Source organism: Stenotrophomonas sp. AR029, assembly GCF_047520695.2.
Classification (GTDB): domain Bacteria; phylum Pseudomonadota; class Gammaproteobacteria; order Xanthomonadales; family Xanthomonadaceae; genus Stenotrophomonas; species Stenotrophomonas sepilia.
Map to the genome: position 1 here is coordinate 144,714 of NZ_JAXBQQ020000003.1, position 12,055 is coordinate 156,768.

Genomic DNA, 12,055 nt, shown 5'->3' on the forward strand with positions numbered 1-12,055 from the left:
AGGGTGGATGGCTGTGGCACGACGTGGAACGCAGGGAGCACTCCTGGCCGGCATGCTGCTGGCCGGCATCGCACAGGCGCAGCAGGCCGCGCCGGTGGCGGTGCCCGATCCTGCACCCGTTCCCCCCGCAGATGCGCCGTCTGCCCCCACCGCACCGATCTCCACCACCTTGCCGCAGGACAACGTCACCACCCTCGGCGAAGTGCGTGCGCTCAAGCCCGATGACGAGCCGCTGGACCTGTACCGCTTCAAGAACCCGGTGAAGTTCGGCGATAACCGTTTCAGCCGCGACTGGAGCGAACCGCCATCGCCGGAGCAGGTCAGCATGGGCGGTGGCTACATCATGATGGGCGTGGTCAAGGGTGTGCTGGCGGCAGCCAAAGGCATCAACAAACTCACCGGGGGTCCCGACCAGATCCAGGCGGCCGTGGCGCGGCCACCGCCAGAGCTCAGTGCCGAACAGCAGCAGCGCGCGCTGCGGTTCTCACAGGAGCAGGATGCCGGCGACACAGCGCCAGTGAAGTAGGCCGGTATATCCTGCGGGCTCCCCCACCGGTAATGCTGTCATGTCCCTGCGTTCATTCTGCCTGCTGGCCGCGTTGCTGCCGGCCTCCGCGTTCGCGTCCGATATCGCCGATGGCGGCGCCTGCCGCAATGGCGCGTTCCCCTCCCAACAGAGCCGGTTCGCGCTGGCGCGGGTGGTCGATGCACCGCGCCTGTACCTGCTCGGCGACATGGAGGGCTGCCCCGCCAAGGGCGAACCGGCCTGCCGCCAGCGCAGCTATGTGGTCAGCGGCGATACGGTGGTGACCGGTCGCGACCTGGGCCGCTACCGCTGCGCGTTCTTCCCCAACAAGGTGGGCGGCAGCGCCGGCTGGGTCGACCGCAGCAAGCTGCAGCCGTTGCCGGTGGCCGTGCCCACGCTGCAGGACTGGACGGGCCACTGGAAAGATGGCGACAACGGCCTGCGCATCACCGTGCAGGGGGGGCAACTGCACGTGGATGGCGACGCCTACTGGCCCTCCGCCAACCCCACGCCGGAACAGCGCCCGTATGGGCCGAACCTGGGCCAGGTGGAAGCGCGTGCCACACCGCAGGGTGCCGATGTCGAGTTCGCCGAGGATACGTGCCGGGTGCGTGTGCACTCGCTGGGTGAGGTGCTGATCGTGGCCGACAACAGCGAATGCGGTGGCATGAACGTGCGCTTCAATGGCGTGTATCGGCGCGCGGGAACGCGTTGAAGGACGCATGAGGGTGGGGCTGGTAGATCCACGCCATGCGTGGATGCCGTTCGCGATCCGATCGGTGGGGTCAGAACCCTTTCGCTGGCGAAAGGGTTCTGACCCCAGGATCAGCGCCGTCGCTCCAGCCACCACAGCAGCGATGCGCACAGCACGAACGCCAGCCACCACGGCCAGCGCGATCCCGGCACGGGTTGCATCAGCGACGCGGTTGCCGGGGAGCTGCCCGCCAGCGCCTGCGTGGTTGCATCGATCATTGCCTGCTGATGCAGCGCGGGCGCGTCCTTCGGGTCGAATGCATAGCGCCAGAGGGTAGCGTCGCCGTGCTGCAGGCGCTGCCAGCCCGCCTCGCGCGGCCACCAGCCCGCGCAGCGCAGGTCTGACGTCGCGCCATCGACGATCAGCGGCGTGCCTTCGCCGCGTGCGTTGAAGGCCTGCAGCGGCGCCTGCACGCCGCATAGCGCCTGCCGTTCGCCCGCCCAGCTGATCGGCTGTGGCGACCACAACGCCTCAGCGCTGCCCTGCGCCCGCGCCAGCGTGGCAACCACGCCGCTCCACAGTTCGCCGTGGCGGTCATCGCGGCCGGCAAGTACCCAGCGCCAGCTGTCGGTGATGGGCAGCAGGCCGATGCGGCCTTTGCCGGTAGCGCGCCAGCCACCGACAGCCTTGCCAATGCGATCGTGCAGCAGCGCGTTGCTGCCAGGTACCTGCAGCGCCAGTGCTTCCAGTGTGGGCAGCGCGGCGTCGTGCGAACTGCGGTCTGCCTCTTCGCCGTAGCCGGTCGGCAGCGTACCCGCGGCGAGCGGGCCACGTCGTGCGGCGAGGACCGCGCTCTCGCCGTCGCCGGGAAGTTCGAGGACCTGGCTGCTGCCATCACCCCGCAGCGGCAGGCCCAGATCGTGCAGGCGCTGGCGCGCGCTGGCCGAAGGGGCGCCCGCACTGCGTACCAGCACGCCCAGTCCTTCGCGCAGCGCCTGCCGCACAGCGGCCAGCTGGGCGGCATTCAATGCCGCCAGGCTGCGCTCGTCCAGCAGCAGCAGATCGCTGCGCGCCAGCGACGCCGCGTCCAGCGGCAAGGCCCCGTCGCCAACGCTCAGGCCGGCACCGGTATCGGCCTGCACCTGCACGCGGATGCCGGCATCGGCTGCCCAGCGGCGCAGGTACTTCAGTTCGGGGCCCGGCGCGCTGGCACGCACCTGCAGGCGCAACGGCGCCGCCGGCAGGGTCTGCTGCGGCACCGGTGCGCTGTCCACCACATGGCCGTCGGCATCGAGCAGGCGCAGCTGGAATACGCTGCGGCCTTCGGCGCGGGTGATGCCACTCAACTGAACGTGGCCGTCTTCGGCAACATCCGCGCGATCGACCACGCTGCCGGCCGGGTCGAGCAGTTCCGCCTTTGCCCTGGCAACGCCACGCGCCTGTGCCTGTACCTCGAAGCGTGCGCCGGGCGCGGCGTCGGCCGGTGGCTGCAAGGCGACCCAGCCGCGCGGCGGTGCTGTCGGCTGCCAACGTACGTCGCGTGGCAGTACTGCGTCGCGGTCACGCGCGGCCAGGCCCGCACCGACCAGCGTCAGCGTGGAGGCTGGATGCTGGCGCAGCGCGGTGGCCAGGTCGGGTACGCGCTGTGCGCCGGGCACATCGGCAGCTTCGGGCAACAGCAACAGTGGGCCTTCGCTGGCCGGGAGTGCGCCAGCCCGGTCGGCATCGATTCCCAGCACGACCAACCCGCCTGCGGGCTGCTGGCGATTGAGGGGTACGAGGCAGACATACAGCAGCATGGCAGCGGCGATCTGCAGCGCAATGCCGATCCAGCGGCGACCTCGGTGCGCTGTGCTTCCACGCAACTGGCGCACGCTGGCGATGACCACGACCACAGCAAGTGCCAGCGCAATCCACAGGTTCGGGCTGGAGGGGGTCATGGCTGCGCCTCCAGCGCATCGAGGTAGCGCTGGCCCATCGCATCGGCCGCACTGCGCCGCATCGCCTGTGGCAGTGGACGTTGCAGTGCCCGCCACAGCTGTGCGCGCAGGCGCAGGCGGCAGTCGTGGCAACCGGGCTCGATGCGCAGCTGCTCGATGGCGGCGGCCAGATCCAGTGCATCGGGCAGGTAGGCGGCATTGTGCTGCTGCCAGGCAGCGAGTGCATTGAGGTCGGGCACGCTGGTGTCATCACCGAGGCGCTGCCAGGCTTCAACGATGGCCCGGTCGGGCGGGGTTCGGGCGGCCAACGGCAGTTCACGACTGGCCAGTCCGGCGCGATCACCGCCGAGGCGACGGCCTTCATCGATCGGTGGTAGCTCTGGCCCGACCCGCGCCAGATAGATGCGTTCGGCCTGCTGCACCTGCTTGATGAAACCCAGCGCCTTGTAGGCAAACGGCAACGCCTGCTCTGGCCGGCCCTGGCGCAGCTCGCCTTCGGCCGACCACATCTGGTCCAGCGCGGCCTTCAGCGTGGCCCGGGTCTGCGGGTCGAGCAGGGTCGCGGCCTCGGCATGGTCATGGGTGTGGCCGTATTCGGAGAGCACATCGGTGGCGCTGCCGAACACCGGTGGCGAATCGGCATTGGACGCCTTGCCGCCGTGATCGTGGCCATGCTCATCGTGTGCCCCGGCCTCGGTGCCATGGTCGTGCTCGTGCTCGGTGTCGTGGCTGCCTGCAGCTGGCGCATCGCTGGTGGGCAGGTCGCTGGTCGGCGGCGGCTTCGGTGCGCCTTCGCTTTCCTCACCCAGGAACTGGCCGTAGCGCAGGCGCAGGATGCGCTGGTCGACACCGATCGCATCGCTGCGCTTCACGAAGTCCTCGGCAGTGAGGCTGCGTCGCTGCCGGATCAGCGCTTCGGCATCGATGATGATCTGCCGCTGGCTGCGGAAGTAGGCCGGCAGCGTCTTCTTGATGCGGCCTTCCAGTTCGGCACCGAGTGCAACCTCGGCGCTGGGCAGGCGCAGGATCACGCTGCTGCTGCGCCCGGCCTGCGGTGTTGGCGCGTGGTTGTCGCGTACTTCCAGCTGGGCGATGACATCGCTGCCGGGCTGCGCGCCCAGCGCAGCCAGGTCGAGGGTGTAAGCGAAACGCCGTGCAGTCGCTTCGCCGCTGCCGGTGAGGCCGACACTGCGGCGAACGAAGGTGATGTTCTCGCCGCTGCCCTGGGTAATGGTGATCGACAGCGTTGCCTGCGTGGCCACGGCGTAGTCATCGCTGGCTTCGAAGCGCAACGACCACTGGCGTTGCCCGGGCGTGCCCAGCACCAGGGTCGCGGCGGGCTCCAGCACGCGCACGCTGGGCGCACGATCAGCGACCACATCCAGGCGATGCAGGTGGGTTTGGGCCAGTGCAGGTTCGCTCACCACGCGGTACAGCACAGGCACGCGCGCCACATCCTGCGCCAGCCACTGCCCATCCTGCTCGCTCAGCGGCAGCCGGCGGCCGTCGTGGAACTGAAGCCATGCCTTGTCCGGCGCGCGATCGAAGCGCAACGACCACGACAGCCGGCTGTCCGCGGCGACCTTGGCATCCAACGCGTTCTGGGTGCGCGTGGCTTGGCCGGTATAGGCCGGCGCGTCGATCCGCAGGCGGGTGGACTGAAGGTGCAGCGGGCCGGCGGCAGCCATGCTGACAGGCGCCGATGTGCGCGCCGGCGCGGAGCCGGGGCCGGAACGTGGCCAGCCGAATGCCAGCGCAGTGATCGCCAGGCCTGCGACCCAGCTCAGGGCCAACGCCCTGCGCGGCCAGCGCGGACGCAGGTCCGGTGTCGCGCGCTCCAGCGTGGCCAGCACATGCGCGCGCTGGCGCTGCTGCAGCGGATTGAGCGTTGCCATATCGGCGAACAGCAGGTCGGCACTGTCCTCGCTGGCACCGCCGGCATCGAGCTGACGCTGCACCCACTGTGGGTCCAGCTGGCGGGCACGTGCCGTGGCGAGCGCTGCGCAGGCGAGCACGCTGACCGTGCCGACCACGCAGGCGATATCGAAGCCCGCCAGGCGCAGCGCCAGCGTCGTCGCGGCCAGCGCCCACGGCAGGCCCAGCAGCAGGGTAACGAGTGCACGGCGACGGCGTGCGCGTTGCCAGGCGTACTGCAGGGTGTTCATGCGGCCCCCCTGCGCCGGCGACTGCTGGCCACCCAGCGCTCCAGCGCGAACAGCACCACGATGACCAGCAGCAACCACGTGGTTGGCTCACGCGCTGGGGGCGCTATGGCGGGCAGTGCGGCCCGGCGTGGTGCCTGGTCCTGTGCATCGCCGAGGCGCGGTGACGCTGGCGGTTGCAGGGCCAGCAGCAGGGCACGCGGCAACTGCGGGTCGCGCAGCGCAGCGTTGCCTGAGGCATCCCAGTCGCCGGGTAGTGACAGCAGGACGCCGTGGCCGATGCGCTGCTGCCACAGCAGTGGTGTGCCGTCGGCGTTGCGCAGCAGGATGCCGGCGCCGCGAGCAGGCTTGCCGGCGCTCACTGCACGACCGCCGTCGCGCAGCCACGCCTGCCAGCTCGCCGGCAGTGCATCGCTGCGGCTCCATACGCCGATCTCGCCGCGTTCGGGCAGGGCATCGGCCGACAGAGGAGCGAGCGGCGCCTGCATGCCCCACGCGCGCTGCAGTGCGTTCACCCAGTGCTGGGCGGCGGCCGGCGCATCGCTGTGCACGCGTAGACGCGGCATCGTCGCGGCACTCGGTTGCGGAGTGGCCGGTATCGGTTGCGGCCGCCACTGCACTTCGCGCGACAGCTGCAGGCGGGCGCCATCCAGACCGGGCAGGGGATCGGGAACGTGCACGGTCAACGCGGTGCCCGTGGGCAGCTGTGCGTCCAGCTCGCGCAGCAGGCTGGGCAGCGATGCGCTGGACGCAGGTGGTGCGTGATCGATAGCGGGGAAGCCGGGTGCCAGCCAGTGCCAGTTGCCCGCTTCGGCACTCCCGCGCAGTGCGGCGGCGTCCAATCCGGGAGCCACTACCGTCCACGCGGTGGGGATGGGAGCGGGGCCGGTCAATGCAGGGCGTGCCAGCAGCAAGGCCAATGCAGCCAGCAGCAACAGGCGCACCAGCAGCAACGGCCAGTCATCGAAGCGGATGCGCTGGCGCGGGCGGATCTGTGCACGCAGCCAGCGCAGCGCGGCGAAATCCAGCGGCGTGTACGGATGGCGCCGGGCCAGATGGATCAGCAGCGGCAGCAACCACGCAGCGAGCGCGGCCAGGCCCAACGGGAACAGCAGGGTCATGCACCGCCCCCACGACCGAACAGCACCTGCAGTGGATGATCCAGCGGCTGGTCGAGCCAGCCGGTGGCACTGGCGATGCCGCTGGCCTGCAGGCGCGACTGCAATGCGTTGCGTGCGTCGGCGAAGCGCTGCAGGTAATCGGCGCGGATCGCCGCGCCATCGCCCAGCAGTTCCTCGCCCGTTTCCGGATCGCGGAAGCGATGGCCGGCGTCGAACGGGAAATCGCGCTCGTCGGCGGTGAGGATCTGCAGCAGTGCCACTTCACGGCGTGCGCTGGCCAGTTGCTCCAGCAGCACGATGCAGGCCGCGTCGAAGCCATCACCCATCGCCAGCAGCAGGTCGCCCGGACGCACACGCTCCCACAGCGGGCGCAGGCGATCGGCCACGGGCCAGCCGCCGCGTGCCTGAAGGGCATGCAGTTGCAGATGCACGCGGTCACGCTGGCGTGCGCCGTTCGCTGCGGGCACCAACTGCAGTCCATCGCCATTGATCGCCAGCAGGCCGAAACGGTCGCCCTGCTGCAGCGCCAGTTCCACCACGCAGGCGGCCACGCCGCGCATGTGATCCAGGCGCGTGCGCTGCGGTGCCGCGCGATCGGCCTGGCCGGCCGAGGCGGTGGCATCGAGCAGCAGCCAGACCGTGATCGGGCTTTCGCGTTCGGATTCGCGCACGAAGAAGCGGTCCGAACGCGCATACAACTTCCAGTCGATCTGGCGCAGCTCGTCGCCCGGTTCGTAGGCCCGGTACTGGGCGAACTCGAGGCCGGCACCGCGGCTGCGGCTGGCGTGCTGGCCGATGCCACTGGCGCCGCTGGCCAGGCGCGGCCGCAGCCGCAGCAGGCGCAGGCGCGCACGCAGTTCCGGAGGCAAGGTCAGCGGGGTACCGGCGTTCACGCGTGGCTCAACCCGGGAACGGCACGGCCTGCAGCAGGGCGGCGACCACGTCGTCGGCACGCTTCTGCTCGGCCTCGGCGGCGAACGACAGCAGCAGGCGATGGCGCATCACCGGTGCGGCCAGTGCCTGCACGTCCTCGCGGGTGGCGGCGAAGCGGCCCTGCAGCAGTGCGCGCGCTTTTGCCGCGAGCACCAGCGACTGGCCGGCGCGCGGACCGGCGCCCCACTTCACCCATTGGTTGATCGCCGCCGGGGCGCCTTCGCCTGGCCGGCTGGCGCGCACCAGGCGGGTGATCCAGGCCAGCACGTCGGGGCTGACATGCACCTGCCGCACAGCCGCCTGCAGGGCGATCACCGCCTCGGCATCCATCACTTTCGGCACCGCGTCGGTGGCACCGCCGGTGGTCTGTTCCAGGATCCGCCGCTCCTCGTCTTCGCTGGGGTAATCCACCAGCACGTGCAGCAGGAAGCGGTCCAGCTGTGCCTCTGGCAGCGGGTACGTGCCGGCCTGCTCGATCGGGTTCTGCGTGGCCAGCACGAAGAACGGAGCGGGCAGCGCGTAGGTGGTTCCGGCGTAGCTGACGGTGCGTTCCTGCATTGCCTCCAGCAGTGCGGCCTGGGTCTTGGGCGGGGTGCGGTTGAGTTCGTCGGCCAGCAGCAGGTGGGTGAAGATCGGGCCCTGCTGGAAGCGGAAATGGCGATGGCCGGTGCCATGGTCTTCCTCCAGCAGCTCGGTGCCGAGGATGTCACTGGGCATCAGGTCGGGGGTGAACTGCACGCGCCGGAACTGCAGTTCCAATGCCTGGCCGAGCGAGCGTACCAGCAGGGTCTTGCCGAGCCCGGGCGCACCTTCCAGCAGGCAGTGGCCGCCGGCCAGCAGGCCGATCAGCAGCTGCTCGACCACGGTGTGCTGGCCCACCACCGCGCGTGCGAGCGCGGCGCGCAGTTCATCCAGGCGCGGCAGCAGGGAATCGAGGTCGGAGGAATTCATGGGCGTGCAGGTCCTGTCAATTGTTCAACGCGTACATCACGATGTTGACGCCAAAGCGGGTGTTGTCTTCGGCCAGGAAGCGCTTGTTGCGCCAGTCGTAGTCCCACTCGCAGCCATAGTCCTTGTTGCTGTAGAGCAGGCCCAGCCGACCATCGACCTCGATGCCCTTCAGATAGTCGTGCACCAGGTCGTCGCCCCAGCCGTTGAGTTCGAAGCTGGTGGCGGGCGGACCGTCCGGGAAGCGGAAGAAACTGCGGTACAGCGCGTGGCTGTTGGGCAGTTTCTGCAATGCCTTCGGACCGAACAGGCGGCCCATCTGTGCCTCGAACGAGGTGGCGAACAGCCCGTCGATGTCATGGTTGCAGTCATCGACGAAGACGAAGCCGCCATTTCGCACGTAGCGCACGAAGTTCTGCCGTTCGGCGGCGTTGAACTCCACCAGCGTGTGCCCGGCCAGGTAGCAGAACGGCGCTTCCAGCATGCGCGGGTCGGCCAGGGCCACCACGTGTTCCTGCGGGTCCACGCGCAGCGATGTGTAGTCGATCAGCGAGGTGATCAGGTTGGATGGCATGCGCGCGTCCACGTCCCAGTCACCGGAGTCGTACTGCAGGCGGGTGAACCAGAAGTCATAGCGCGAACTGCGCGGGCCTGCCTGTGCCCAGGCCGGCAGCGCCGCCGCCGAAGCGGCAGCGGCCAACCAGCGCAGGCAGGCCCGGCGATCCATCAGACCGCGTCGGACAGCGAGGTGAAGGTGAAATCGCGCAGCTTCATCGGCGGGATCATCATCACGTAGCTGGATTCATCACCGGCCACCCGCACCGGCTTGCCCAGCTCTTCGATGTTGTTGAGCATGATCACCGGCGACTCGTTGAAGCGGAAGTTCTTCACCGGGTACTTGATCTGGCCGTTCTCGATGTAGAAGGTGCCGTCGCGGGTCAGGCCGGTCAGCAGCACGGTCTGCGGATCGACCATGCGGATGTACCAGGTACGCGTGACCAGGATGCCCTTCTGGGTGCCGCGCACCAGCTCGGCGGTGCTCTTGTCGCCACCGCTCATCAGCAGGTTGCCCGGCGAGGCCTTGGCGGTCTTGCCCTGCTTCTGCGCCCAGAAGCGCGAGTAGTCCAGATTGGCGATCCTGCCGTTCTCGATGATGGCCATGCGTTCGCGCGGCAGCCCTTCGTTGTCCCACGGCAGCACCGGTGCATCCGGATGCCACGGGTCGGCGATCATGGTCACGCGCGGATCGTAGACCTGCTCGCCCAGCTTGTTGCCGCCGCCCTTCTTCGACAGGAAGCTGCGGCCTTCATCGGCCGAGCGTGCACTGAAGAAATTCATCATGAAGCTGATCAGGCCTGCCGCTGCGGCCGGCTCCAGGATGACCGTGTACTTGCCCGGTTCCAGTGCCTTGGCTTCGGCCGATTCGGTGGCCTTGCGCATGGCGATGCGGATGTCCTGGTCAGCCTTGAAGTCCGCCGCGTCCTTCAGGTTGCGGCCGACCCAGCCCGAACCGCGGCCATCTTCGGTGCGCACAGTGCAGGTGTAATCGAAGTTGGTGGTGCGCTGGTAAGCGAAGTTGCCGTTGCTGTTGGCGGTGGCCTGGAAGCCCTGGCCGTCCTCCAGGAAGCCGGCGGCGACCAGGCCGTGGCCGCGGCACGGGGCGATCGAATCGGCAGCAACCTTGGCACGGAAGGCCGGATCGATCGCGGCGGTGGATTCGCTGAAGGTCGGGCTGGCGCGGTAGCTCTGCTTGCCGATGGCCGGCATGAACTCCGGGTTCTCCGGTGCCAGGCGGGCCAGGTCTTCGGCACGGCGTACCACACGTTCCAGCGCGGCGTCGTCGAACTCGTTGATCGAGGCAGTGCCGACGCGCTTGCCGAAGGCGACGGTGACCGCCAGCTCGGTGTTGTCGACGATGCCACTGGTGGAGACATTGTTCAGCGCGAAACGGATGTTGCCGCTGATCGCGCCGGCCAGCACGGCGGTGCACTCGTCGGCCTTGGACAGGGCGATGACCTTGTCGAGGATGGCCTTGGCCTGGGCTTCGGTGAAGATACTCATGGTGTAAGGGCTCCTGACCGGTCAGCCGAGGCTGCGTGCGGTGTTGATGACGTTGATGCCGTTGAAGCGCGCGGTCGACGAACCGTGCGAGACTGCCGAGACCTGTCCCGGCTGGCCCTTGCCGTCGAAGAACGAACCGCCCAGGCGGTAGTCACGCTCGTCGGCCACGGCGGTACAGGCGTTCCAGAACTCCGGCGTGCGGATCTGGTAGGCCACGTCTTCCAGCATGCGGGTGATCTGGCCGTTCTTGATCTCGTAGAACAGCTGGCCGCCGAACTGCGCGTTGTAGCGCTGCTGGTCGATCGAGAACGAACCGTCACCGATGATGTAGATGCCGTTCTCCACGTCCTTGATCAGGTCCGGCACGCTCAGCGGCTTCTTGCCCGGTGCCATCGACACGTTGGCCATGCGCTGGAACTGCACGCTGGACCACGAGTCGGCATAGCAGCAGCCGTCGGACTCGGTCTTGCCGAGGATGTGGGCCTGGTCGCGGATGGTCTGGTAGTCCACCAGCTTGCCGTTGCTGATCAGGTCCCAGCGCTTGCACTTCACGCCTTCGTCGTCGTATGCCACTGCGCCGAGGCTGCCCGGCTGGGTCTTGTCGGCGAAGATGTTGACCAGCTCGCTGCCGTACTGGAAACGCTGTTCGCGCTTGTCCAGCGTGGCGAAGCTGGTGCCGGCGTAGTTGGCCTCGTAGCCGAGCACGCGGTCCAGTTCCAGCGGGTGGCCAATCGACTCGTGGATGGTCAGCCAGGTGTGCGACGGGTCGAGCACCAGGTCGTACTTGCCCGGCTTCACCGACGGCGCCTTCAGCTTTTCCTGCGCCTGCCGGGCGGCGGCGATGGCGTCTTCCTTCATGTCGTAGGAAGAACTGTAGTTGACCACGCCATTCGGGCTGACCACCTTGCCCGCGGCGGCGCCGTCCAGGTATTCGTAGCCCAGGCCCATCGGCGAGGACAGGCCCGATCGGGTGCGGAACTTGCCGCTGCTCTTGTCGATGGCGGTGACCGTCATCGGCGCCCAAATGCGGTGCACGTCCTGGTCGATGTAGGAGCCATCGGTGGAGGCGAAGTACTTCTGCTCGTTGACCAGGAACAGCATCGAGTTGACGAAGCTGGCACCGGCGCCCATTGCGGCGGCGTTGACGTCCAGCAGCAGGCCGACCTTGTCCTTGATCGGCACCTCCATCGCATTCTTGCGGATCGGCGTGCGCCAGCTCACCTCACCCACGCCCGGCGCCTTGGCCAGCTGCACCGGCGCGGTCTGCACGCCGGCATTGGCCTTGGCGATCGCGGCCGCCTGCTGCGCCGCCTTGGCCACGTCGGCGGTGCCCAGCGCATTGGTGGCGGCAAAGCCCCACGCACCATTGACGATCACGCGGATGCCCACGCCGGTGGACTCGGTGTTCACCACGTTCTGCACTTTGTCTTCGCGGGTGATCACGAACTGCCGCAGGTAGCGGCCGATGCGCACGTCGCAGTAGGTGGCACCGGCCTGGCGGGCGGCAGCCAGCGCCGCATCGGCCAGGCGCTTCTTCAGCCCCAGGTCCAGCGTGCTCTGCAGCTGCTCGGCGGCGATCACCTTGCCGAAGAAGGAGGGCACGATCAGCCCGCCCGCGGTAAGCCCGGTCAGGGCCAGGAAGTCACGTCTTTGCAAGGCTGCTCTCCATA

10 protein-coding genes are annotated in these 12,055 nt (G+C 68.7%); 2 read left to right on the forward strand and 8 right to left on the reverse strand.

Translation table 11 applies throughout. The features are described from left to right. Positions 1 to 7: 7 nt before the first annotated feature. The gene (locus ACM0PB_RS12900) at positions 8 to 526 is read left to right on the forward strand and encodes a hypothetical protein (RefSeq protein WP_065178683.1); all 519 of its coding nucleotides are present in this window, start codon (positions 8 to 10) and stop codon (positions 524 to 526) included. 40 nt (positions 527 to 566) lie between these two features. Next, complete coding sequence (locus tag ACM0PB_RS12905; protein ID WP_065178684.1) at positions 567 to 1,241, forward strand: hypothetical protein; 675 nt, start codon at positions 567 to 569, stop codon at positions 1,239 to 1,241. 110 nt (positions 1,242 to 1,351) lie between these two features. Here ACM0PB_RS12905 and ACM0PB_RS12910 read toward each other — a convergent pair whose 3' ends face one another. The 8 genes from ACM0PB_RS12910 to ACM0PB_RS12945 are packed head-to-tail and all read right to left on the reverse strand — an operon-like array spanning position 1,352 to position 12,041. Continuing rightward, positions 1,352 to 3,160, reverse strand: a complete 1,809-nt coding sequence (locus ACM0PB_RS12910) for an amino acid adenylation domain-containing protein (protein WP_164230196.1) — start codon at positions 3,158 to 3,160, stop codon at positions 1,352 to 1,354. Next, positions 3,157 to 5,325 carry a hypothetical protein gene (locus tag ACM0PB_RS12915; RefSeq protein ID WP_164230198.1) on the reverse strand — a complete coding sequence of 723 codons (2,169 nt, stop codon included), beginning with the start codon at positions 5,323 to 5,325 and terminating at the stop codon, positions 3,157 to 3,159. The genes ACM0PB_RS12910 and ACM0PB_RS12915 overlap by 4 nt, the downstream gene beginning before the upstream one ends. After that, positions 5,322 to 6,443, reverse strand: a complete 1,122-nt coding sequence (locus ACM0PB_RS12920) for a BatA domain-containing protein (RefSeq protein WP_164230200.1) — start codon at positions 6,441 to 6,443, stop codon at positions 5,322 to 5,324. Before ACM0PB_RS12920 ends, ACM0PB_RS12915 begins: the two co-directional genes overlap by 4 nt. After that, complete coding sequence (locus ACM0PB_RS12925; RefSeq protein ID WP_065178688.1) at positions 6,440 to 7,336, reverse strand: DUF58 domain-containing protein; 897 nt, start codon at positions 7,334 to 7,336, stop codon at positions 6,440 to 6,442. The genes ACM0PB_RS12920 and ACM0PB_RS12925 overlap by 4 nt, the downstream gene beginning before the upstream one ends. 7 nt (positions 7,337 to 7,343) lie before the next feature. Then, positions 7,344 to 8,327: an AAA family ATPase gene (locus tag ACM0PB_RS12930; protein ID WP_065178689.1), complete on the reverse strand. Its 984-nt coding sequence runs from the start codon at positions 8,325 to 8,327 to the stop codon at positions 7,344 to 7,346. A gap of 16 nt (positions 8,328 to 8,343) precedes the next feature. Continuing rightward, positions 8,344 to 9,051: a DUF4159 domain-containing protein gene (locus tag ACM0PB_RS12935; protein WP_005421001.1), complete on the reverse strand. Its 708-nt coding sequence runs from the start codon at positions 9,049 to 9,051 to the stop codon at positions 8,344 to 8,346. Further along, positions 9,051 to 10,385 carry a TldD/PmbA family protein gene (locus ACM0PB_RS12940; protein WP_065178690.1) on the reverse strand — a complete coding sequence of 445 codons (1,335 nt, stop codon included), beginning with the start codon at positions 10,383 to 10,385 and terminating at the stop codon, positions 9,051 to 9,053. The genes ACM0PB_RS12935 and ACM0PB_RS12940 overlap by 1 nt, the downstream gene beginning before the upstream one ends. A 21-nt stretch (positions 10,386 to 10,406) precedes the next feature. Next, positions 10,407 to 12,041 carry a TldD/PmbA family protein gene (locus tag ACM0PB_RS12945; protein ID WP_065185542.1) on the reverse strand — a complete coding sequence of 545 codons (1,635 nt, stop codon included), beginning with the start codon at positions 12,039 to 12,041 and terminating at the stop codon, positions 10,407 to 10,409. Between the last annotated feature and the right edge of the window lie 14 nt (positions 12,042 to 12,055).

What these genes read in the sequence shown, in the direction of transcription:
- ACM0PB_RS12900 (WP_065178683.1), top strand. Translation starts at nt 8, where the DNA reads ATGGCTGTGGCACGACGTGGAACGCAGGGAGCACTCCTGGCCGGCATG.
- ACM0PB_RS12905 (WP_065178684.1), top strand. Translation starts at nt 567, where the DNA reads ATGTCCCTGCGTTCATTCTGCCTGCTGGCCGCGTTGCTGCCGGCCTCC.
- ACM0PB_RS12910 (WP_164230196.1), bottom strand. Translation starts at nt 3,160, where the DNA reads ATGACCCCCTCCAGCCCGAACCTGTGGATTGCGCTGGCACTTGCTGTG.
- ACM0PB_RS12915 (WP_164230198.1), bottom strand. Translation starts at nt 5,325, where the DNA reads ATGAACACCCTGCAGTACGCCTGGCAACGCGCACGCCGTCGCCGTGCA.
- ACM0PB_RS12920 (WP_164230200.1), bottom strand. Translation starts at nt 6,443, where the DNA reads ATGACCCTGCTGTTCCCGTTGGGCCTGGCCGCGCTCGCTGCGTGGTTG.
- ACM0PB_RS12930 (WP_065178689.1), bottom strand. Translation starts at nt 8,327, where the DNA reads ATGAATTCCTCCGACCTCGATTCCCTGCTGCCGCGCCTGGATGAACTG.
- ACM0PB_RS12935 (WP_005421001.1), bottom strand. Translation starts at nt 9,051, where the DNA reads ATGGATCGCCGGGCCTGCCTGCGCTGGTTGGCCGCTGCCGCTTCGGCG.
- ACM0PB_RS12940 (WP_065178690.1), bottom strand. Translation starts at nt 10,385, where the DNA reads ATGAGTATCTTCACCGAAGCCCAGGCCAAGGCCATCCTCGACAAGGTC.